This window comes from Actinoplanes octamycinicus, from assembly GCF_014205225.1.
GTDB classification, from domain to species: Bacteria; Actinomycetota; Actinomycetes; order Mycobacteriales; family Micromonosporaceae; genus Actinoplanes; species Actinoplanes octamycinicus.
In genome coordinates, this window is the sequence record NZ_JACHNB010000001.1 from 148,295 (window position 1) to 170,652 (window position 22,358).

Consider the following 22,358-nt stretch of genomic DNA (forward strand, 5'->3'; position numbering starts at 1 on the left):
CGATAGTGACCCCAGGCTATCCACAGCCGGTCCCCGGGTCGTCAACCCGATCTTTCAAAGGTGGATCAGGTTCACTATCCTTCCGGCGGCGGGCTGGACCCACGCCCTGCCGTTTCAGTCAAGGAGTCACGCATGCCAGCGGCAACCGACCGGACCGACGGCCGTCAGCCTCTGGCAGACGGGGCACCGGGCAAGAAGAAGAAAAAGGCCAAGGGCCCGAAAGCACCGCTGTGGACCAAGCTGGTCACCGCGTTCGGCGCGGTGCTGCTGATCACCAGCGGCGGCACCGGCGTCACCGCGAACTACCTGCTCAGCCAGGTGACCGACAACGTTCAGACCACCACGTCGGCGCTCAGCCAGTCCGGTGGGGTCGGCGCGGCGCAGCAGAACGGCAAGCTGCCGGACGGCGCGATCAACCTGCTGATGCTCGGCCTGGACACCCGGGACGGGTGGGAGAAGTCCGGTGAGGGCTCCCGGTCGGACACCATCCTCGTGCTGCACATCCCGGCCGCCCGGGACAAGGCGCAGATGATCTCGATCCCCCGGGACACCAACGCCGAGATCCCGGCCGACAAGGACCTCGGCTTCGGCGGCGCCACCGAGAAGATCAACAGCGCGTTCTACTTCGGCTCCCGGAACAAGGGCGGCGTGGCCGGCGGCATGAAGCTCGCCGCCAAGGCCGTGCACAACCTGACCGGGATCAGCTTCGACGGCGTCATCGTGATCAACTTCAACGGCTTCAAGGACATCCTGGAGGCGCTCGGCGGCGTCTACATGTGCGTCGACCAGGACTCGTGGTCCAGCCACTACGTGGTGAACAACGGCAAGGTGGAGTACGCGAAGGGCGCCGACCCGACGTCCCCGCCCAGCAACGCCCTGTGGTTCAAGAAGGGCTGCCGCAACATGAAGGCCTGGGAGGCGCTGGAGTTCTCCCGGATCCGGCACTCCGCGCACGGCGACTACGACCGGCAGCGGCACCAGCAGCAGCTGCTCCGCGCCATGATGAAGAAGGCCACCAGCAGCGGCGTGCTCACCGACCTCTCCAAGGTGTCGAAGCTGCTCTCCGCGGCCGGCTCGTCGCTCACCCTGGACACCAACAACGTCCCGGTCTCCGACTTCTTCTTCGGGCTCAAGGGGCTGGCCAGCGCCGAGCTGCTGCCGATCCGGAGCAACAGCGGCAGCTTCTACAGCACCTCGGACGGCAAGGCCGAGCTGATCAACGACGTGACCAAGCAGCTGTTCGAGGCGACCGCCAAGGACAAACTGGACCCGTTCCTGCTCAGCCACCCCGAACTGGTCATCAACAGCAGCAGCTGAGGTCGTAGGGTCGGGGGATGGCGGGCATCTCCTGGCAGGCCGGTGACGCCTACGAGGCGTATGTGGGCCGGTGGAGCCGCCAGGTCGCGCGGCTCTTCGTGGCCTGGCTGGGTCCGTCCGCCGCGTCCGGGCCGCGATGGCTGGACGTGGGCTGCGGGACCGGGGCGCTCACCGGGCAGCTGCCGTCGTCCGGGCTGGTCGTCGGGGTGGACTCGTCGGCCGGATTCCTGGCCGCGGTGCCGCCCTCGCGGGTGACCCGGTGCGCCGGCGACGCCGCGGCGTTGCCGCTGGCGAGCGGGCGGTTCGACGTGGTGGTCAGCGGGCTCGCGCTGAACTTCGTGCGCCCTCCGGAAGCGGCGGTCGCCGAGTTCTGCCGGGTGGCCGCGCCGGGCGCGACCGTCGCCGCCTACGTCTGGGACTACGCCGGCGGCATGGCGATGATGCAGCACTTCTGGGCGGCGGCCGGCGAGCTCGACCCGGAGCTGGGCGAGCGGGACGAGTCGCTCGGCTACGGGTTCTGTCGCGCGGAGGTGCTGGCCGGGTGGTGGTCGGCGGCCGGGCTCCGGGAGGTGGCCACCCGGCGGCTGGAGATCCCGATGGTGTTCCGCGACTTCGACGACTACTGGCGGCCGTTCCTCGGCGCGCAGGGGCCCGCCCCGAGTTACCTCGCCACCCGGTCCCCCGCACAGCGCGACGCCCTGCGGTCGTCAATCCGCCAGCGGCTCCCGATCCAGGCGGACGGGTCGATCCCCCTCACCGCCGCCGCCCACGCGGTCCGCGGCCGCAAACCCTGACCACCCGCCGTCAGCGCCCCCGGTCATCCGCCTCACCGCCCGTTCGCGTCCCCTCCTCGCCGCCGCTTCTCACCGTCTCCTCGCCGCCCCTTCGCGTCCTCCCCTCGCCGCCTCTTCTCACCGTCTCTTCGCCGCCCCCTTCGCGTCTCCTCCTCGCCGCCTCTTCTCACCGTCTCTTCGCCGCCCTTCCCGCGGCGGCCGAGCGAGGACCGGCCCGCGGATCTCGGACCGGCTGGGTCAGGCGCTGACCGCATCCATGGCGCGAAGGCGCTGGAGAACCGGGGCGAAGGCCTCCATGAACATGCCGTTCACCGCGATATAGGAGAAACCGCCCACCGAGCGCCGGCGCCGGAGTTCCTCGGCGGCCTGGTCGGCATCCCCGATCAGGAAAGCCGCGGCGCCCGACGCGGCCATCTCCCGCGGATCGCCGCCGACCTGCCGGGACAGCCACTCCGGCAGCGCGAAGATGCTCGGGGCGAACGCGGTCACCCCGACGAGCAGCTCGACCCGGTCGGCGCGGGCCGTCATCGACCGGAACGCGTCCGCGGCCCGGAACAAGTCGGTCGGCGTGGTGGCCGGCGGCAGGCCGAAGGTCACCGTGTCCGCCTCCTCCGCGGCGAGCCGCATCATGCCCGGTTTCGACGCCGCGACCAGCACCTCCGGCGGGACCGGCAGGGCCCGGGCGGCGGCGATCACGTCGGCGGTCCGGCGCAGCCGCTCGCCCGGGGTGCCCCACATGCCGCCGAGCGCGGCGGTGTCCGCCTGCCCGTTGGGGCGGCCACCACCGACGCCCAGCTCGAACCGGCCGTCGCTGATCGTCTGCAGGCTCCGGGTCTCCCAGGCGACGTGCGCCGGGGTGCGGTTGGGCGAGTTCAGGACGTAGGTGCCGACCCGCAGCGAACTGGTCGCCGCGGCGGCCGCGGCGAGTGCCGGGAACGGCGACAGGGTGAACAGGGTGTCCGGGAGGAGCAGGATGTCGTAGCCCAGCTCCTCGGCCCGGTGCGCGGTCGCCGCCCACTCCGCGCCGGTGCGAGCCTGCCCGGCGATGACCCCGAATCGAAACGCACGCTCAGTCATCCGCCCACTGTCGCGGACGCGCCACCCGACCGCGTCCACTCAGGGAGGACTTCCGGCGTACGCCCTCCGGCGTACCGAAAACAACGGCCTGCGCCCCCGGGCGGACCCGCCACCGAACCGCTCCCCACAGCCGAAAGCCGAAACGACCGGCGGGGCGAGTCGGCCCCGATCCGAAGAGGCCGGCCAGCCGCAGACCGATCGGGCCGGGCGGGTCACTCGGGCCAAAAACGGGCGGGCGGGTCAGCCGGCCCGAGAAGAGGCGCGCGGGTCAGCCGACCCGAGAACGCGCGGGCGGATCAGCCGATCCCAGAACGCGCGGGCGGATCAGGAGTAGTGCTGGAGCGACGGCCAGAGGACGTGCCAGGGAACCGCCAGGTGGCAGACATAGATGTGGGCCTCCTCTGTCTCCTCATTCGCCACCCCGGCGGCGTTGCGCAGCGCACCGTGCTCGGTGCAACTGCCGAACATCCGGGCGACCCGGTCCGGCTCGGCCTGCAGCACCGCGATCACGACGGTTTTGTCGTCCGGCGGCGGGCCGAAGTGGTGCAACTCGTTGTGTCCGCTGTAGATCTCGGGCAGGCCCAGCGGGCGGCCGAACCGGTCCAGGGCGCCGGCCTCGCCGTAGTTGCCGGTGAACAGCACCGCCCGGGACTGCTCGCCGGCGGGCAGCGCGCGATGGACCGCGGCGACCTGAGCGACATACTCCGGCCAGCCGATCTGGTCGGCCACCGTCTCGTTGGTCTCGGCCTGGGTCGTGCCGGACAAGCGGTCCTCCGGGATCACCGGCAGCGAGCCGGCGATCCCGAATGCGCTGAACAGCACCACCCCGGCGACCAGCCAGACCCGCCGGGACCGGCGGCCGGCCAGCCAGCGCACCGTCGGCACCGCACCGATCGCGTAGAGAGCCGTGAGCAGGCCGAGCGGGTAATACGGCTGACCGGCGATGATCAACAGCAGGACGAGCATCACGAGATAGGCCACCGGAAGCGCCCGGATCGGCCGCCACTCCGGCCTGCGCCACGACGCCACGATCCCGGCGATCCACACCGGAGGGAGGCTGAGCAGCAGGAGCTGGAACGGCACCAGCAGCACCCGGGACTCGTCGCCCTTGTCCTCGGCCAGCGCCCGGGCCATCTCCGCCTGCGGGAAGTCGTTGACCACCTGATAGATCAGGTTGGGCAGGCCGACGACCAGCGCGACCGCCACGCCGGCCCACAACCACGGCGAGCGCAGCACCCGGCGCGGGCCGACCAGCAGCAGCCCGGCCGCCAGGCACAGCAGGAGCAGCACGACCAGGTGCTTGTTGTAGAGGCCGAGCCCGGTGACCAGGCCGGCCCCGAGCCAGGACCGTGGCCGGTCGTGCAGCAGCGCGCGCACCGCGAAGAGCAGCACGCCCAGCCAGACCAGCAGGTCGGGCGCGGCGGTCGAGCCGACGTGGGCGGCGGTGAGCGGGAACGTGCCGAAGACCACCGAGGCGGCCAGCGACTGGGCGCCCGCGCCGCCGCCGACCTCCCGGGCGAGCGCCGCGGCCAGCAACGCGGCCAGGCCGATCATCAACGCGCCGGGCACCCGGATCACCCACAGCGAGTCATCGAAGATCTCGATCGCCAGCCGGTCGACCAGCGGGGTGAACGGTGGCTGGTCGACATAACCCCAGGCCGGATGGCCGCCGAGGAGCCGGAAATAGAGCTCGTCGCGGTGATAGCCATAGCGCCCGGCGGTCACCAGCAGGAGCAGGGTCGCGGCGAGCGCGATCAGGCCGACCGGCACCCAGGCCATCGGCCTGCGGCCGATCTCCGCACGGGGCGTCAGCGTTTCGGTCACGGCGCCCAACCTACGGGCCGCCACCGACAATTTCCGGTACGTCTCTCCGCCCTGTGGAAGACCCGGCAGACCGACCGCCGCCCGTGGCGACGGGGGCCGCGGCCGCCGAGCGCAATCCGCCCTGGGTTCGATGTTCCGAGTCGACCGGTGGTGTCACGATGGGTGCCTGTTTCGTCGTTGTCCACGAAGGACGGAAACGTGCCCGAACCCGATGCCACCCCGGACCCCGCCGAGCGCGCCCGCGCCGGCGTGCGAGCCTGGGTGCGCGAGTCCGGCCGCCGCACCCGGCAGCGGCTGCGCGGCGCGAGTCCGTACGCGATTCTGGCCTTCCTGACCGCCTCCGCGGTCGCCCCGGTGGCCGGCGCCGGGCTGGGCGCCTCGGCCGCGTTCACCGTGGTGCTGGCCCAGCTCGGCGGCCTGGGCAGCAACTTCCTCGCCGACATCCTGGCCGGCACGGCGCAGCGGCTGCGCGGCACCGGCCCGATCACCGAGCAGCAGTGGCGGGACGCGGTCGCCGCCGACCTGCTGCCGGCACTCGCCGCCGGCGACGAGGAGAGCCGCCGGTTGCGGGCCGAGGTCTCCGCGGTGCTGCACGAGATCGACGCGGTCGCCACCGCGCTGACCGAGGCGGCCGACGCCGACGAGGAGCTGCGCCGGCAGCTGGAGCAGGTCTTCGAGGAGCTCGGTGGCGACGTCGGCGAGCTGCACTGGATGGTCACCGACGTCCGCCGGTCGATCGACGACCTGCGGCAGCAGTTCGCCGGGCAGAGTCTGCTGCTGACCCGGCAGCTCGAGCAGGTCCGCCGCCAGCTGCTCGCGGTGACCGGCGAGCCGCCGCCGGCCGCCCCGGCGGTCGCCTCCTCGGTGCCGCCCTATCCCGGACTGGCCAGTTTCGAGCCGGCCGACGCGCCCTGGTTCCGCGGTCGCGAGACGCAGGTGGCCGAGCTGCTGGCCCGGCTCAGCGAGCAGATGGTGGGCGCGCCGCCGCTGGTCGTCACCGGCGTGTCCGGCGCCGGCAAGTCCTCGCTGCTGCGGGCCGGTCTGCTCCCGGCGATCGGCACCGGCCGGCTGGGCGAGGCGGCGGCCGGCTGGCCGTGGGTCCTGCTGACCCCGGGCCCCACTCCGCTGCGCACCCTGGTCCAGCAGCTCAGCACCCTGCTCACCGACAGCCCGGCCGCTCCCGGTGTCAGCGAAGCCACGTCGGCGGCCACGCCGGGCAGGACCGTCGACGCGGCTGAGCGAGGGATGGGCGAGCCCAGGCCCGGCACAGATGCCGACGAGCCCGGCGCGCCCGGCGACCCCGGTGAGCCGGGCGACGCTGTGACCGACTCGGGTCCGGGCGGGGCGGGTGGACGGGGCGAGGCTGTGAGCGGCGGGGTTCCGGCTGAGGGACGGCTCGGGTCCGGGGAGAGCCGGGCCGCGACGCTCGACGAGCTGGTCGCGGCGGTGCGCCGGGAGCCGCAGCAACTGGGCACGCTCGCCCGCCAGGCGGCCGCCCGGGGGCGGCGGCCGGTGATCGTGGTGGATCAGTTCGAGGAGCTGTTCACCCAGGGGGCCGGCCCGGCCGAGCGGCTCGCCTTCGCGGCGGCGCTGACCGCGGCGGCGCCGGCGCTCGTGGTGATCGCGGTGCGGTCCGACTTCTATCCGGCCTGTGTGGAGCTTCCGCCGCTGGCCGAGCTGCTGGCCGCCGGGCACGTGGTGCTCGGGCCGCTGGACGCCGAGGCGGTGCGCCGGGCCGTGGTCGAGCCCGCCGAGCAGGCCGGCCTGACCGTCGATCCGGGCCTGCCCGAGCTGATGCTGCGCGACCTCAGCGACGGCGACAGCTACGAGCCGGGCACGTTGCCGCTGCTGGCGCACGCGCTGCGGGCCACCTGGGAGCGCCGCGAGGGCGACCGGCTCACCGTCGAGGCCTACCGGGCCACCGGCGGGATCCGGCACGCGGTCGCCGAGACCGCCGAGCGGATCTACCTGGAGCTGGACCCGGACGACCGAGCGACGCTGCGCACCGAGCTGCTCGCGCTGGTCACGGTGACCGGCAACGGCACGGTGGTCCGGCGGCGCGGCGAGCGCGGCGCGGCCGGTTCCCGGGTGCTCGACCGGCTGGTCACCGAGCGGCTGGTCACCGCCGGGGCGGACACTGTGGAGATCAGCCACGAGGCCCTGCTCACCGGCTGGCCCCGGCTGGCCGGCTGGGTCGCCGAGGCCCGCGCCGACCTGGAGCTGCGGCAGCGGGTGATCGAGGCGGCCGCCGACTGGGAACGCTCCGGCCGCGACCCGGACCTCCTGCTGCGCGGCGCCCGCCTGCTCGCCGCCCGCGAACGCCTCGTCGACCGGAGCCCCGGCCCCGAGCCATCACCGGCCGGGCACACAGATCCGGCCCGAGACACTCCGGCGCCGCCGGACCGAGAGACCTCGGCGCCGCCGGACCGGGGCACTCCAGCGCCGCCGGACCGGGACACTCTGGCACCGTCAGCCCGGGACACTTCAACGCCGCCGGACCGGGACACCCCGCACACCGCGACCCCACCGGCACCTTCCGATCAGGACGGTCCGGCGACGGGCTCGGCTGACCGGGGCAGCCCGCCGGTTCCGGGGACGCTGCCGGCGTCGGCGATGGCCTTCGTCGCGGCCGGAGTCGACGCGGCCGAGGCGGCCGAGGCAGCGCGGCGCCGGGCCACCGGGCGGCTGCGGCGACTCGCCGCCGGACTCGGGGTGGCGCTGCTGCTGGCCGTCGCCGGCGGCCTGGTCGCGCTCAACAAGCAGCAGGTCGCCGCGGACAAGGAGCAGGAGGCGCAGACCGCCCGGCACGACGCGGCGTCCCGCCAGGCCGCCGCCGAGGCGGTGAACGCGCTGGACCGCGACGAGGTCACCGCCGTGCGCCGGGCACTGGACGGCTGGCAGGAGGCGCACACCGCCCAGGCGCGCGGCGCGCTGCTCTCCGCCCAGATGGTCAACTCGCTGGGCACGCTGGGCACCGAGACCGGTGGTCACTCGGTCGCGTTCAGCCCGGACGGCTCCCGGATCGCGATCGGTTACGGCGGCGGGGTGGTCCGGCTCTGGGACGCCGTCACCTTCACACCGATCGGCGAACCACTCGTCACGCCGCAGAAGGCCGCCCGGAACATCGTGGTCTCGGTGGCGTTCTCGCCGGACGGCCGATTCCTGATGTCCAGCGCGTTCGCCAAGGACAGCCTGCAAATCTGGGATGCCGCCACCGGATCGCCCGTCCGCACCCTGCCGGGCGCCGCCGCCGCGGCCTGGTTGCCCGTCGCCGGCACGGGCGCCGGCACCGGAGCAGGCGCTCCTGCCGCCGGCACCGTGCTGGCTCTGCGCACCGATCCCAAGGCCACCGGATTCCAGCTCGGCATGTGGGACGCGGCCACCGGCCGGCTGAGCCGGTCGATCCCGATCGACGACTACTACCCCTACGACCTGGCGGTCAGCCGGGACGGGAAGCATGTCGCGATCACCAAGGGCCCGGGCTCCGCGGCGCGGGTCTGGCGGCTGAGCGACGGCCGAGCGGCGACCACCATCCCGGACACCAGCCACCTGGCATTCGCACCGGACGGGACGCTGGTCGGCATGAACCGGCTCGGACAGCTCTTCCAGTGGGAGGTGCCGTCCGGGCGGCGGCTACGGACCCTGTTCGAGGCGACCAGCACGCCCGGGGCCAGCCGATTCACGGTCACCGCCGACGGGATGGCGGTGGCCAACGTCGGGTCCCGCCTGGTCGCCACATTCTCGCTCGCCGACGGCACCAACACGGTTCAGGACACCGGGGTGTCGGCCTACCCGGCGGTGGCGGCCTCGCCGGACGGCCGCCTGATCGCGGTGACCGGCCTCGACGCCCCGACGGCGGTGTTCCGGCGGGCGACCACCTGGCTCCCGCACGGCGGCATGGTGGCCGGCAGCAGCTTCTCCCCGGACGGCCGGCGACTGGCCGCGGCCGCTGACGACGGCCGGATCCGGGTCTGGGACGTGGCCTCCCGTGACCTGGTCACCGACGTCCGGTCCGGCGGGGTTCCGGTCCGGGTCGCCTTCGCCGCCGGGGGTCTGCTGGTGGATGCCACCATGGACGCCGGGCTGGAGGTCCGGGAAGCGGCGACCGGGCGGCTCCGGGAGACCGTGCCGCTCGCCGGGGCCACGAACGATCTAGCCGTCTCCCCGGACGGCTCCCTGGTGGCCGTGTCGACCGGCCCACTCCCCTCAGGGCTCTTCCAACCCGGGGCCCGGGCGGAACAGCACGAGCGGATCCTGGTCTATGACGTGGTCAAGCGCGAGGTGCGCACCCGGCTCCAGCCGGTGGAAGCACCGCACGCGGTGGCGTTCAGCCGAGACGGCACGCAGCTGCTGGCGACCACGACCGACCCCTACACCTCGACCGGGATCTTCCACTCGGCGCTGCACGCCTGGCGCACCAGCGACTTCACCCGGATCGGCAGCTATCGGCTCGGCGACTATCAGGCCACTGACCTCGCCGTCTCCCCGGCCGACGGTGCGATCGCGGTGGCCGGGACGAACGGACAGGTCGAATTCCGCAGTCCGGACGGCACGCAGCCTCGGTGGCAGACGCGACGGCAGGTCCAACAGATCGACGCCATCGCGTTCGCGCCCGACGGCCGGACGCTGGCCGTGAGTGACTTCGACGGTCGTATCCATCTCTGGGACACCGCGAGCCGGACCGAGTCCGCCACGTTGAACGGGCATCGCACCCGGGTCGCCTCGCTGAGCTTCGCACCGGGCAGCGGGTTGCTGGCGAGTTCCGAGCTGGAGGGCACGTTCGGGCTGTGGCGGATGGATCCGGCGGAGGTCGTACCGGAAATCTGCCGGGTCGCGATCATCGCGGACCGCAACGATGGCGGCGGTCTGTCACCACTCTGCCGGTGAACCGCCCGGAACGACGACGCAGTCAGTGGCAGACGGCGGTGACTATCAGGCCCTGGGAGACCAGGAAACGGCCGGTCATCCGGGTGATCGGGGCGTCGTCGAGCAGGATGTGGCCGGTGAAGTCGCCGGTCGCCGGGTCGATCTCCAACGAGGCGTCCTCGAAGCCGAGCCAGCGGCCGGTCACCGGGTACCAGGCCTTGTAAATCGACTCCTTGGCGCTGAAGAGCAGCCGGTCCCAGCAGGTTTCCGGGTGGGTCACCGCGAGGCGGGCCAGCAGGTCGCGGTCGGGGGCGGTGGTGACCGCGCCGAGGACGCGCGGCGGCAGCGGGGCGTGCGGTTCGGCGTCGAGGCCGACGCTCGCCACCTCGGCGACCCGGGCCACCGCGGCCGCCCGGAAGCCGGCGCAGTGCGTGATGCTGCCGGTGATGCCGGCCGGCCAGAGCGGTTCGCGGCGCGGGCCGCGGAGGATCATGGCAGGCGCGTGCCCGAGGGCGAGGAGTGCCTCGCGGGCGCAGCGGCGAGCGGTCAGGATCTCCCGGCGGCGGCCCGGTGCGGTGCTCGCGACCAGCGCTTCCTCACCGGGGTAGCAGGCCTCGTCCGGATCGTCGGAGTAGGCGACGGCGAAGCGCACCGGGTGCGGCAGGAGCTGATCGAGCACCTGCGGAGTGTCCCACCTCCTCCGCCGGAGGGTGCGGGCCCGCCTGCTGACTACGCGGGGGTGACCTGGGCGCCCAGCTCCAGGTGGCCGGGTTCGAGCACGTCGGCGTAGACGCCGAAGCAGGCGCCCTTCCCGGTTCCGAAGACCTCCATCCGGTAGTGGCGGGCCAGGGTTCGGAGCACGGCGGGATCGGCCGGCAGGCTGTGCTGCGGCAGGCTCGGGATCACGCAGCGTGGGGTTCGGAAGAGGATCCGCAGGACGACGTCGCCGATGGCCAGTTCGGTGCCGGGCTCCGGGTCGGCGTCGGCGGCGATCAGCAGGTTGGGGCGGAAGCGGTCCGGTGGGACCGGGTGGCCGGTCTTCTCCGCCAGGTCGGCCAGGGCTCCGGTGGTGACCAGGTGCACCGCTCCGAAGTCGACGAACCGGCCGGTCCGGGCGTGGCCGCCGGCCTCCTCCACCCGTTCCTGGCCGGGGCCCAGGTCGGCGAACCAGTCCGGGACCATCCCGGCTTCGGACGGCAGCAGCCGATGGATCCGCGGGGCGTCCGGCGCGGTGCGGGTCAGCCGGACCGGGCGGCCCAGGTGGTCGCCGAGCGCCTTGTCAGCTTCCGCGCTTCCAGCCGCATAGCGCGTCCCGCCGACCTCGATCGTCGCCGGGTCCCCCGAGGCGGCCACGGTGAGCAGGCCACCCCAGCGCCGCGGGTGCTTGGCGCTGCCGATCGTGCCGTCCTGGTCGTCGACACACGCCCAGGCCCGGTCGCCGGCCAGGCCGCCGGGCTCGACCGGTGTCTCGCCGAGCGCCTCGCCGCGGGCGCTCTTCACCGGATACCGCCAGATCCCCGTCACCTGTCCCATGACCGTCCTGCTTACCAGAGCCGCCGCTTCCCCTCGACGCCATAACGGCTCCGCGGGAGGAACGGGCCGTACGAAGCGAACGATGGCGGCCCGTCGGATTGGCAGCTTCGTGAGTGTCGCGGGTCTGGTTGCGGTCTTGGCGGGAGTGGCGAACGCGCACGTCAGCGACCCGGGCCGGACGGGTGGGCGGGGGCTTCTTCGCCGCGTGGAACGGCGAACGTCAGCCGTTGGAAACGTGGTCGCGGCAGAATGGGCCGCATGGATCTTCGCCAAGGCATCGGTCTGCGACGACTGGGCACCACCGCGGACGAGTTCCAACAGGATCTGCTGAGCAGCCTCTACTACCGGCGGGGGACGACGGTCGAGTCGGCCAGCCCGCGGGACGCCTACGAGGCGCTGGTCCTGACCGTGCGCGACCGCCTCGCCGATCGGCGGGCCCGGACCGCGGCCGCGCACTTCGCCAGCAACCCGCGCTGGGTCTACTACCTCTCCGCGGAGTACCTGCTGGGCGCGCAGCTGGAGCAGAACCTGCTCTACTCCGGCACCGGCGAGGTGGCCGCCGAGGCGGTCAAGGTGCTCGGCCGGTCGCTGGAGGAGATCGAGGACCTGGACGTCGAGCCGGGCCTGGGCAACGGCGGTCTGGGCCGGCTGGCCGCCTGCCTGGTCGACTCGATGGCCACCCGGGACATCCCGGCGGTCGGCTACGGCATCCGCTACGACTTCGGCATCTTCCGGCAGTCGCTGGAGGGCGGCGCGCAGGCGGAACGCCCGGACGACTGGGCGTTCCAGGGCAACCCGTGGGAGTTCCCGGCGCCGGACGACCGGCAGGTGGTGCACTTCTACGGGCACACCGAGCCGGTCGCCGGCTCACCGATCCGCAAGCGCTGGGTGCCCGGCGAGATCGTCCTCGGCGAGCCCAGCCACATGCTGGTCCCCGGTTACGGCACCGAGACGGTCAACATCGTCCGGCTGTGGCGGGCCCGCGGCAGCGAGGCCTCCTTCGACCTGTCCCGGTTCTCCGCCGGGCAGTACGCCGAGGCCGTGCAGGAGGCGGTCCGCGCCGAGAACATCAGCAAGGTGCTCTACCCGGACGACAGCACCGAGCTGGGCCGCGAGCTGCGGCTCAAGCAGCAGTACTTCCTCTGCTCCTGCTCGCTGCGGGACATCATCCGGCGGTTCCGGATCCGCAACCAGAACTGGGACGACTTCGCCGAGAAGACGGTCATCCAGCTCAACGACACGCATCCGACGATCGCCATCCCGGAGCTGATGCGGCTGCTCGTCGACGAGTACGAGCTGGACTGGGACAAGGCCTGGTCGATCACCCGGCGGACGTTCGCCTACACCTGCCACACGCTGCTGCCGGAGGCGCTGGAGACCTGGCCGGTGCACCTGTTCGAGCGGCTGCTCCCCCGCCATCTGGAGATCATCTACCTGATCAACATGCTGTTCCTGCGCGAGGTGGAGGACCGCTTCCCGGGCGACACCGACCGGATCCGCCGGATGTCGATCATCGGCGAGGAGGGCGAGCGGCGGGTCCGGATGGCGCACCTCGCGGTGGTCGGCACCGAGGCCGTCAACGGGGTCGCCGAGCTGCACTCCAAGCTGCTCCGGGAGACCGTGCTGCAGGACTTCGCCGACCTGTGGCCGGCCAAGTTCCAGAACGTCACCAACGGGGTCTCGCCCCGCCGGTTCGTCAAGCTGGCCAACCCGCGGCTCTCCGACCTGATCACCGAGGGGATCGGCGACGACGGCTGGCTCACCGACCTGGACAAGCTGGCCGGGCTGGAGCGGCTGGCCGGGGACGCGTCGTTCGCCGAGCGCTGGCGGGCGGTGAAACGCGCCAACAAGATCGACCTGGCGGCCGGCGACCCGGACGCGCTCACCGACGTGATGATCAAGCGGTTCCACGAGTACAAGCGGCAGCAGCTCAAACTGCTCCACGTGATCACGATGTACCACCGGATCCGGGCCAACCCGACCGGCGACTGGGTGCCCCGGGTGGTGCTCTTCGCCGGCAAGGCGGCGCCCGCCTACCACGCCGCGAAGAGCATCATCCGGCTGATCAACGCGGTCGGGGCGACGATCGCGGCGGATCCGGTGGTCGCGCCGTACCTGAAGGTGGTCTTCGCGGAGAACTACAACGTCACGCTGGCCGAGCGGATCATCCCGGCCGCCGACCTCTCCGAGCAGATCTCCCTCGCCGGCAAGGAGGCCAGCGGCACCGGCAACATGAAGCTGGCGCTCAACGGGGCGCTCACCATCGGCACGCTGGACGGCGCCAACATCGAGATCCGCGCGCGGGTCGGCGAGGACAACTTCTTCCTCTTCGGGCTCGACGCCTTCGAGGCCGCCGAGATGCGGATCCGCGGCTACCACCCGCGCGAGTTCTACGACCGGGACGCGGAACTCAAGACCGCCCTGGACTCGATCATGTCGGGCGCGTTCGGTGGCGTCGGGCACGAGGTGGCGGAGTCGCTGCTCGGCTGGGATGAATACCTCACGCTGGTGGATTACCGGTCATATCTGGAATCTCAGGACGAGGTGGAGGCGGCCTGGCGGGACCGGGACCGCTGGACCCGCATGTCGATCCTGAACACGGCGCACAGCGGCTTCTTCTCCGCGGACCGCACAGTGTCCGACTATGCCGCCCGGATCTGGCGGGTGGCCCCGGTCACGGTGCCCCGCGAAGACTGACAAACCTCAGATCAAATTCCGCATATACGCAGGTCCGCTCGGGTGCGGATCGCATGCTCCCGGCACCCCTCTGTCAAGGGGTTGGTGTGAGGGGTGTTTTAGGGTGGTGGTTGGCGGGTCCGGGTTGTGACTTTTCCGAAGTGTCGATCTTGGGGTTTGGGTCGGCCGCGCTGGAGTTCAGAGTCGCCCCCGTGTGTCCTCCCGGACCCGTCGCTGTCTGTTGTGCCGTGTGGTCGTCTTTGATCATTTGGCGGTAGACGGTGTCGGACAGGCGTCGTTTCAACGCTCGCATGGCTTCCATCGCGGTTTTGCCTTCGGCGCGTTTGCGCTGGTAGTAGGCGCGGCCGGGGGTGTCGAAGCGGAGCTGGGTGATGGCCATGATGTGCAGGACCCGGTTGATGCGCCGGTTCCCGGCCCGGTTGAGCCGGTGATGATGGTTGTCGCCGGAGGACACGTCGATGGGGGCGGTGCCGTTCCAGGTGGCGAAGTGCCCGCGGGTCGGGAAGCGGCTGATGTCGCCGATGTCGCCGAGCAGGCGGGCGGCGCCGGAGGGGCCGATGCCGTTGAGGCTGGTCAGCTGGGTGCCGGTGGCGGCCAGCACGGTCTTCAGCTGCCGGTTGGCTGCTTTGATCTTGGTGTCCAGGGTGGTGAGCTCGTCGGCCAGGTCGCCGGCCAGCTGATAGCGGGTGGCGGTGACGATGTCGCCGGCCGGGACGCTGACGCGTTCGAGCAGGGTGCGGGCCTGGTCGGTGGTCAGGTTCTTCTTCGCGCCGCCGGGGATCAGTTCGAGCAGTAGCTGGTGCAGCCGGTTGATGGTCTCGGTGCGGGCGACACCGAGCTGGTCGCGGCGGTCGGCCAGCAGCCGCAGCGCGACGGTGGCGCCGTCGGCGTGAACGCGGCGCAGGCCCGGGGTGCGCAGGGCGGTCACCGCGATGTGGTGCGCGTCGTGACCGTCGGTTTTACGGCCGTGCCCGGTGTCAAAGTTGCGGGCTTTCGCGGCGAGTTTCGCCGGGACGTCCAGCACGGTTTCGCCGTCGGCGACCAGCCGCTGGGCCAGGTGCCGGCCGATGCCGTTACAGCCCTCGACCGCCCACACCCGGCCGGCGTGACGGCGGCCGGCGGCGAGCATCTGCTGGTAGCCACCGGTGTCGGTGCCGTACCTGCCACGGGCCAGCACCTGTTCACGCTCGTTGATGATCTCGATCGTCGCGGACCGCTTGTGCGGATCGACTCCAATGATCAGCTGACCCATGTACCCGTTGACCTTCCCGTCGTCGCGGCAGAACCACACCGGCGGGAGGGCAACGCTACTTACAGCTGGGCAAACCCCTCTTCAGCCACTCCGCGCCACGGTGACCGGCAGGGTCCAAGCCGGGAGAGAGCCACACCCCGCCATCTGAGTGGGCAGCGCGGGCCTGAGCACCCTACCGATCACCTCGACCAAGCCTGGCCGGGCCGCGGTCGTACACCAAATTCTCTTTAAGTAGCGCGGGCCGGGCCCGGCGATCTGGCCGCTGGCGCGTCCAGGACGATCGCCGGGCCCTTCATTGTCCGTGGGTGGTAGCGGCCTGAAGATCAACACCCCACCTCCCGTTGCGGCGGATGATGCCGCATCATGCATCGATGCGTCGTCAGATCGAGTTGGCCGTCGTGGCCGTGGTAGCCGCCGTGGTGGGCGCGCTCATCCATCACATCGCCTACCGCTGGCCGGGTGCGCACTCCGAAACCATCTCGATCCCGGCGGCCACCTTCCGGATCAGCGGAGGGCCGGTCTCGATCAGCGGAGGGGGGATCGAGATCGACGACAGTCCGATGCCCATCGTCTTCGAGGTGACTGGCACCGGGGAGGCGGACGTCACCTACTCCCCCGGACCGAACGGGACGACGGCCTACGCCAGGGTCAAGACGCCCTGGAAGGAGACGGTGATGGTGCCGGGGAACATTCCGGCCAGAGACATCACGCTGCTCGCCATCAGCGCGAGCGCCCGGGCCGACGCCGAGATCACCTGCCGGATCGGCGTCGCCGGGACGGAGTTCGCCGGCGTCGCCATGGCCGAGGACACCGGCTACGGCCCGCACGCGGCGGCCGACTGCAAGTGAACTCAGCCCGCCGGGAAGAAGTTGCCGTAGACGTCAAGGGACTGACCGGCGGCGGTGGTGGCGACCGCCTCATAGGTGTCGCCGCCCGCGTTCCGGCCGCCTGCGGGATAGCTGTACTTCGCGGTGAAGGTGTAGGTGCCCGGGGCGATCTCGTCGGCCGAGGCGAGCGTGAACGTGTAGAGCAGCGCGTCCGGCCGGTCGGTGACCGCGCTGGTCACGCTCGCGCCGGGAACCGACTTGGTGCCGCCACGTGAGGTCAGGCCCGGAGTCTTCGCGACGCGGACGGTCACCGTCAGGGCGGTCAGCTTCTCGGTGGACTTCAGGGTGATCACGCCGGCGCCCTGGGTGTCGCCGCTGTCCGGGTCGATCGAGCCGTCCGACCAGAGCGGGCCCTGCTCGACCCGGGTGAAGCCGGGCTGGCCCTTGGTCAGCGCCGGCGCCGGGGCCGGTGGAGTCGTGGTCGAGCCGGTCGCCGGGGCGGTGGTCCCCGAAGCGGTCGGCTTGGTGGTCGCGGACGGGGTACCGACGGGTCCCGAGGAGGCCGGCGCACCGGACGAAGCGGACACCCTGGGGGCGGGCGCCGACGGTGACGCCGGAGCGGTCGCCGAGACCACCGGGGTGGCCTGATCGTTGTCGGTCGCGCCGGCCAGGGCCCACTGCGCCGCGAAGCCACCGCCGCCGAAGAGCGCGACCAGCGCCCCGACGACCGCGAGCCGCAGCCGCGAACCCGGGCGCCGCTGGACGGGCACCGGCCCGCTCATGGCACGCGACGTGATCCGGGCCAGCATCGCCTCCCGGTCCGGTTGGTGAGCGGCCGCCTCAGCCCGCAGAACTGACCGCAACTGATCATCCGAGAGCGCCGCCGATCCGCCGTGCCGTCCCGGACGCCCGGCGGCGTGCGAGTCGCCGCGGCGGGCTTCGGACCGCGCCGGGTCACCGTGGCGGCCGGTTTCGGGGCGAGCCGGATCGCCGTGGCGGCCGGTTTCGGACCACGCCCGGTCGCCGTGGCGGCCGGCTTCGGACCGCGCGGGGTCGCCGTGGCGGCCGGCTGCCGGGCGCGCCGGGTCGCCGTGGTGGTCGTCCGAGGGCCTCATCGGGCCGCCTCCCAGCCGTCGATCCGGGTGACCGCCCCGCCCAGCAGGTCGGCCAACTGTTTCGCACCCCGAGAGGTGGCGCTCTTCACCGCGCCGACGGAGATGCCCAGCGTCGCGGCGACCTCGCGCTCGGACAGGTCGAACGCGTACCGCAAGACTACGCAGGCCCGCCGCCGGTGCGGGAGCTTGCGCAGGGCGCTGCGGACGTCGAGCACCGCGGGCACGTCGCTGCCGCTCGGCGCGCGGCCGGCGAGACCGAGACCGAGCAGCCGTTCCCGGCCCCGGCGGCGGACCCACTGACGGGCCAGGTTCATCAGGATCCCGTGCCCGTAGGCGACCGGATCATCCGCCGCCTGCACCCGTTCCCAGTGCCGCCACACCTCGGTGAGCGCGTCCGCGGCCAGGTCGTCGGCAACCGTCGACTCCCCGGTCATCAGGAAGGCCAGCCGCGACAGCGACGCGTGATGCCGCTCGAAATACGCGCGGAACGCGTCGTCGCGCATCGGCATCTCCCGTAGCCACTGGCCGGTTTCTTTCCCGAACAAATCCCGGACCGGACGACGCTAGAGAAGATGTGAACGTTCACGCAAGATCCGACCGACCGATGAGACGCAGCCGTCGATCCAGCGCGAACGAGCCTTCCGGACAACGCTTTCCCGCCGGTCCCACCATTGATCCGTCACACTGCCGAAAAGAGCCACGCCGGCCAATGCAGCGCCGCAGGGCCGGGTGCCGGTGTGCGGGCTGGGCCGTACGGGTGCCTCGAAGGCTCCGAGACACCCGTACGACCCAGCCACGAGCAGAGCGCTCCGGGGCTCCCTGCGTCGGAGCCACCAAGGTGACCGCTCCGGGGCTCCCTGCGCCGGAGCCACCAAGGTGACCGCTTCAGAGCTTCCTGCGCCGGAGCCACAACGGTGACCGCTTTCGGACGGCCCGGCGGGCACCGCCTCGATCGCGAGCAGCGGGTCGGGACTCGGCGGCGGGTCGAGACCCGGCGGCCGGTCGGGACCCGGCGCGGGTCAGGACTTGACGTATTCGGCGAGGTGTTCGCCGGTGAGTGTGGCGCGGGTGGTGACCAGGTCGGCGGGGGTGCCCTCGAAGACCACCCGGCCGCCGTCGTGGCCGGCGCCCGGGCCCAGGTCGATGATCCAGTCGGCGTGCGCCATCACGGCCTGGTGATGCTCGATCACGATCACCGAGCGGCCGGCGTCGACCAGCCGGTCGAGCAGGCCGAGCAGCTGCTCCACGTCGGCCAGGTGCAGGCCGGTGGTCGGCTCGTCGAGGATGAAGACGCCGCCCTTCTCGCCCATGTGCACGGCGAGCTTGACCCGCTGCCGCTCGCCGCCGGAGAGCGTGGTGAGCGGCTGGCCCAGGGTCAGGTAGCCGAGCCCGACGTCGGCCAGCCGCTCCAGGATCTTGTGCGCGGCCGGGTTACGCGCGTCGCCGGCCGCGAAGAACTCGACCGCCTCGCTGACCGGCATCCGCAGCACCTCGCTGATGTCCCGGCCGCCGACCTTGTAGTCGAGCACCGACGCCTCGAACCGGCGCCCCTCGCACACCTCGCAGGTGGTGGCGACCCCGGCCATCATCCCCAGGTCGGTGTAGATCACCCCGTTGCCGTTGCAGTTCGGGCAGGCGCCCTCCGAGTTCGCGCTGAACAGCGCCGGCTTCACACCGTTGACCTTGGCGAACTGCTTGCGGATCGGCTCCAGCAGGCCGGTGTAGGTGGCCGGGTTGCTGCGCCGCGACCCCTTGATCGCGCCCTGGTCGACGGCGACCACGCCGTCCCGCCCGGCCACCGACCCGTGGATCAGCGAGCTCTTGCCGGAGCCGGCCACGCCGGTGACCACGACCAGCACGCCGAGCGGGATGTCCACGTCGACGTCCCGCAGGTTGTGCCGGCCGGCGCCGCGCACCTCGAGGAACCCGGACGGCTTGCGGACGTCGGGTTTCAGCGACGCCCGGTCGTCCAGGTGCCGCCCGGTCAGCGTGCCGCTGGCCCGCAGCCCGGCCAGGGTGCCCTGGAAGACCACCTCGCCACCGGCCGCGCCGGCCCGCGGGCCGAGGTCGACGACGTGGTCGGCGATCGCGATCGCCTCCGGCTTGTGCTCCACCACCAGGACCGTGTTGCCCTTGTCGCGCAGTTGCAGGAGCAGCTCGTTCATCCGCTGGATGTCGTGCGGGTGCAGGCCGATGGTGGGCTCGTCGAAGACGTAGGTGACGTCGGTCAGCGACGACCCGAGGTGCCGGATCATCTTGGTGCGCTGCGCCTCGCCGCCGGACAGGGTGCCGGCCGGGCGGTCCAGTGACAGGTAGCCGAGGCCGATCTCGATGAACGAGTCCAGCGTGTGCTGCAGTTTGGCCAGCAGCGGGGCGACCGACGGCTCGTCCAGCCCGCGCACCCACTCGGCCAGGTCGCTGATCTGCATCCGGCAGGCGTCGGCGATGCTCACCCCGCCGATCTTCGAGGAGCGGGCGCCCTCGCTGAGCCGGGTGCCGTCGCACTCCGGGCAGGTGGTGAAGGTGATCGCCCGGTCGACGAAGGCCCGGATGTGCGGCTGCATCGCCTCCCGGTCCTTGGCCAGGAAGGATTTCTGGATGGCCGGGATGATGCCGCTGAAGGTCAGGTTGATCCCGTCCACCTTGATCTTGGTGGGCTCCTTGTGGAGCAGGTCGTTCAGTTCCCGCTTGGAGTAGTCGCGGATCGGCTTGTCCGGGTCGAAGTAGCCGCAGCCGCGGAAGATCCGGCCGAACCAGCCGTCCATGCTGTAGCCCGGGATGGTCAGCGCGCCCTCGTTCAGCGACTTGCTGTCGTCGTAGAGGGCGCTCAGGTCGAAGTCGGTGACCGAGCCACGGCCCTCACAGCGCGGGCACATCCCGCCGGTGACGCTGAAGCTGCGCCGCTCCTTGGTGGTGACGCCGCCCTTCTCCATGGTCACCGCGCCGGCGCCGGAGATCGACGCGACGTTGAACGAGTACGCCTGCGGGGAGCCGATGTGCGGCTGGCCGAGCCGGCTGAACAGGATCCGCAGCATCGCGTTGGCGTCGGTGGCGGTGCCGACGGTGGAGCGCGGGTCGGCGCCCATCCGCTCCTGGTCGACCAGGATCGCCGTGGTCAGCCCCTCCAGCACGTCCACGTCGGGACGGGCCTGGGACGGCATGAAGCCCTGCACGAAGGCGCTGTACGTCTCGTTGATCATCCGCTGCGACTCGGCGGCGATGGTGCCGAAGACGAGCGAGCTCTTGCCGGAGCCGGAGACCCCGGTGAAGACGGTCAGCCGCCGTTTCGGGATCTCGACGCTGACGTCCTTGAGATTGTTGACGCGCGCGCCGTGCACGCGGATGAGGTCGTGGCTGTCGGCGACATGCGTCTTCTCCATGGCGGCAAGGCTAGTGGCGGCCCCGCGGCCGTGCTTCTCCTTTCCTGATCAGTTTCCCGACTGAAAAGGGCCGGCCGGCGGAGAAGCCGGCCGGCGGAGAAAGGCGAGCCGGGGCATCGGTGCCCCGGCTCGCCCTCCTCTCAGTTCTCGATCACGTCGCTCAGCGGACTGGAGTTGCTGATGTCCGGCGGAGCGTTCCACTTCTGCAGCTCGTTGCTGCTGCACACGGCCACCTTGACCTTGCTGGTGCCGTCCGAGTGCAGATCCACGTTCTTCACCCCGGTGGCCAGGTCGGCCGGCTGCAGGCAGAGACCCTTCTTGTCCTCGATGCGGTAGCTGGTGGTGTAGCTGCCGGTGTTGTGCTTGACGTTCCAGATCAGCTCGTTGGGGATGCCGGTAAGGCTGGTCACGGTGGTCTGCGGGCACCCGGTCGTGGTCACCGACACCCAGCTGCTGGACGTCGCCACCAGCGGCGACTTCAGGCAGTACCGCTTGCCGCCGGTGCTCACGTAGATGACGCCCTCCTTCGACGTCTCCTTCGCGGAGTCGTTCGGCATCGGGTGGTACCAGGTCTGGTTCCAGTCGACGACGCCGTTCGGGTCCTGCTTGCAGAACCAGGCGATCATGTACGTCGAGCTGGTCGACCGGTTGGTGACGTCCAGGCAGCGGCTGAACTGGGAGTAGTTGACCAGCTGGTTGGTCTCCTCACCGGCCATGCCGGCGCCGACCCCGGCGTCGAACCGCCAGATGTTCAGCGTGGAGCTGCTGCCGCACGAGCCCAGGATCAGCGGTGTGTCCACCTTGCTGGCCGTGGTGAGGCTGATGCAGTAGTTCTCCACGGCCCGGGTCGGGCTGGTCGACTTGAGCGCGCTGTTGTTGTCCAGGCTCCACTGGTAGTCGGCCACGATGCTGCCGGTCGAGCTGGGGCACTGCTGCAGTACGACGGCCTTGCCGACGGCGTGCGGCGTGGTGCCGAAGACGCACATGCCGTTCGGGTAGGTGTCCGTCTCCGAGTTGACCAGCTTGATGTAGAGCTCCGGGGTGTACCGGAACTGCTGGGTGCTGCTGCCGTCGCAGAGCCGCATCTTGACCGGCGCGCCCGCGGCCGGGGTCTTCGACACCGCGTCCATGCACAGGTTGCCGACCGAGGAGCTGTCGATCCGGATCGAGCCGCCGGTGGCCTTGCGGGTGTCGTTGTCGAGCGCGAAGGTGTAGTCACCTTCCAGGCTGCGCGAGGTGTACTGCGGGGTGCTGCCGGCCGGGGCGAGGTTCATCGCGCCCTGGCCCTGCGAGGTCAGCTTCGCTGTCTTGGGCGCCGTCTTGAGCGGGCAGCCCATCGGTTTGCCGTCCTTGTCGAAATAGGTGACCGTGACGGAGTACTCCATCTTCTCCTGGCCCACACCGACGTCACCGGTGATCGGCTTGTCGCACGGCGGCAGGTCCTCGAGCAGACCGGTGGTGTCGTAGGCGGCCGCGGCGATCCGGGCCATCACCACATCCATGCCGATCCGGGCGCCGGCCAGGGCGGTGCTGCGGTCCGCCATCGTACGGGCGGTGGTGAACTGCCGGAGCAGCATCGGCAGGACCGCGACGGAGAGGACCAGTCCGGTGGCCACCACCATCATCGCGATGGGCAGCGAGCCGCGGTCGTCGCCGGAACGGCGGTGCGGTTTCAT

14 protein-coding genes are annotated in these 22,358 nt (G+C 71.7%); 5 read left to right on the top strand and 9 right to left on the bottom strand.

Going from position 1 to position 22,358, the window contains the following annotated elements; genetic code table 11:
• Positions 1 to 132: 132 nt before the first annotated feature.
• Complete coding sequence (locus tag BJY16_RS00605; protein ID WP_185037186.1) at positions 133 to 1,317, top strand: LCP family protein; 1,185 nt, start codon at positions 133 to 135, stop codon at positions 1,315 to 1,317.
• A 17-nt stretch (positions 1,318 to 1,334) separates the two neighbouring features.
• Entirely contained in the window at positions 1,335 to 2,111 is a 777-nt protein-coding gene (locus BJY16_RS00610; RefSeq protein ID WP_185037187.1) for a class I SAM-dependent methyltransferase, read from the top strand.
• A gap of 237 nt (positions 2,112 to 2,348) precedes the next feature.
• Here the strand turns inward: BJY16_RS00610 and BJY16_RS00615 are convergent, their stop codons facing one another.
• Both BJY16_RS00615 and BJY16_RS00620 read right to left on the bottom strand, forming a co-directional pair.
• Positions 2,349 to 3,188 carry an LLM class flavin-dependent oxidoreductase gene (locus BJY16_RS00615; protein ID WP_185037188.1) on the bottom strand — a complete coding sequence of 280 codons (840 nt, stop codon included), beginning with the start codon at positions 3,186 to 3,188 and terminating at the stop codon, positions 2,349 to 2,351.
• Positions 3,189 to 3,512: 324 nt separating this feature from the next.
• On the bottom strand, positions 3,513 to 5,012 hold the full coding sequence (locus tag BJY16_RS00620) for a glycosyltransferase family 39 protein (RefSeq protein ID WP_239177991.1): 1,500 nt from the start codon (positions 5,010 to 5,012) through the stop codon (positions 3,513 to 3,515).
• A gap of 198 nt (positions 5,013 to 5,210) precedes the next feature.
• On the opposite strand from BJY16_RS00620, the gene BJY16_RS48230 reads away from it, so the two are divergent.
• Entirely contained in the window at positions 5,211 to 9,899 is a 4,689-nt protein-coding gene (locus tag BJY16_RS48230) for an nSTAND1 domain-containing NTPase (protein WP_185037189.1), read from the top strand.
• A gap of 22 nt (positions 9,900 to 9,921) precedes the next feature.
• On the opposite strand, the gene BJY16_RS00630 is transcribed toward BJY16_RS48230, so the two are convergent.
• Together BJY16_RS00630 and BJY16_RS00635 are read right to left on the bottom strand one after the other, a co-directional pair.
• The gene (locus BJY16_RS00630) at positions 9,922 to 10,557 is read right to left on the bottom strand and encodes a 4'-phosphopantetheinyl transferase family protein (protein ID WP_185037190.1); all 636 of its coding nucleotides are present in this window, start codon (positions 10,555 to 10,557) and stop codon (positions 9,922 to 9,924) included.
• Positions 10,558 to 10,607: 50 nt separating this feature from the next.
• Positions 10,608 to 11,411 (bottom strand): MOSC domain-containing protein, encoded by an 804-nt coding sequence (locus tag BJY16_RS00635; protein WP_185037191.1) that lies wholly within the window; start codon positions 11,409 to 11,411, stop codon positions 10,608 to 10,610.
• A 258-nt stretch (positions 11,412 to 11,669) separates the two neighbouring features.
• Between BJY16_RS00635 and BJY16_RS00640 the strand changes: the two genes are divergently transcribed.
• Entirely contained in the window at positions 11,670 to 14,108 is a 2,439-nt protein-coding gene (locus BJY16_RS00640) for a glycogen/starch/alpha-glucan phosphorylase (RefSeq protein WP_185037192.1), read from the top strand.
• Between the two features lie 73 nt (positions 14,109 to 14,181).
• On the opposite strand, the gene BJY16_RS00645 is transcribed toward BJY16_RS00640, so the two are convergent.
• Positions 14,182 to 15,399 (bottom strand): IS110 family RNA-guided transposase, encoded by a 1,218-nt coding sequence (locus BJY16_RS00645; RefSeq protein WP_311775285.1) that lies wholly within the window; start codon positions 15,397 to 15,399, stop codon positions 14,182 to 14,184.
• Positions 15,400 to 15,731: 332 nt separating this feature from the next.
• Between BJY16_RS00645 and BJY16_RS00650 the strand changes: the two genes are divergently transcribed.
• Positions 15,732 to 16,208: a hypothetical protein gene (locus BJY16_RS00650; protein ID WP_185037193.1), complete on the top strand. Its 477-nt coding sequence runs from the start codon at positions 15,732 to 15,734 to the stop codon at positions 16,206 to 16,208.
• Positions 16,209 to 16,210: 2 nt separating this feature from the next.
• Here BJY16_RS00650 and BJY16_RS00655 read toward each other — a convergent pair whose 3' ends face one another.
• From BJY16_RS00655 to BJY16_RS00670, 4 genes are all read right to left on the bottom strand, one after another.
• Entirely contained in the window at positions 16,211 to 17,050 is an 840-nt protein-coding gene (locus BJY16_RS00655) for a hypothetical protein (protein WP_185037194.1), read from the bottom strand.
• Positions 17,051 to 17,298: 248 nt separating this feature from the next.
• Positions 17,299 to 17,805: a SigE family RNA polymerase sigma factor gene (locus tag BJY16_RS00660; RefSeq protein WP_185037195.1), complete on the bottom strand. Its 507-nt coding sequence runs from the start codon at positions 17,803 to 17,805 to the stop codon at positions 17,299 to 17,301.
• A gap of 516 nt (positions 17,806 to 18,321) precedes the next feature.
• Positions 18,322 to 20,682, bottom strand: a complete 2,361-nt coding sequence (locus BJY16_RS00665; RefSeq protein WP_185037196.1) for an ATP-binding cassette domain-containing protein — start codon at positions 20,680 to 20,682, stop codon at positions 18,322 to 18,324.
• A gap of 140 nt (positions 20,683 to 20,822) precedes the next feature.
• On the bottom strand, positions 20,823 to 22,358 hold the full coding sequence (locus tag BJY16_RS00670; protein ID WP_185037197.1) for a ricin-type beta-trefoil lectin domain protein: 1,536 nt from the start codon (positions 22,356 to 22,358) through the stop codon (positions 20,823 to 20,825).

Excerpts from the sequence above, each read along its gene's own strand:
- BJY16_RS00660 (WP_185037195.1), bottom strand. The coding sequence starts at position 17,805 with ATGCGCGACGACGCGTTCCGCGCGTATTTCGAGCGGCATCACGCGTCG.
- BJY16_RS00635 (WP_185037191.1), bottom strand. The coding sequence starts at position 11,411 with ATGGGACAGGTGACGGGGATCTGGCGGTATCCGGTGAAGAGCGCCCGC.
- BJY16_RS00640 (WP_185037192.1), top strand. The coding sequence starts at position 11,670 with ATGGATCTTCGCCAAGGCATCGGTCTGCGACGACTGGGCACCACCGCG.
- BJY16_RS00650 (WP_185037193.1), top strand. The coding sequence starts at position 15,732 with ATGCGTCGTCAGATCGAGTTGGCCGTCGTGGCCGTGGTAGCCGCCGTG.
- BJY16_RS00615 (WP_185037188.1), bottom strand. The coding sequence starts at position 3,188 with ATGACTGAGCGTGCGTTTCGATTCGGGGTCATCGCCGGGCAGGCTCGC.
- BJY16_RS00610 (WP_185037187.1), top strand. The coding sequence starts at position 1,335 with ATGGCGGGCATCTCCTGGCAGGCCGGTGACGCCTACGAGGCGTATGTG.
- BJY16_RS00605 (WP_185037186.1), top strand. The coding sequence starts at position 133 with ATGCCAGCGGCAACCGACCGGACCGACGGCCGTCAGCCTCTGGCAGAC.
- BJY16_RS00670 (WP_185037197.1), bottom strand. The coding sequence starts at position 22,358 with ATGAAACCGCACCGCCGTTCCGGCGACGACCGCGGCTCGCTGCCCATC.
- BJY16_RS00665 (WP_185037196.1), bottom strand. The coding sequence starts at position 20,682 with ATGGAGAAGACGCATGTCGCCGACAGCCACGACCTCATCCGCGTGCAC.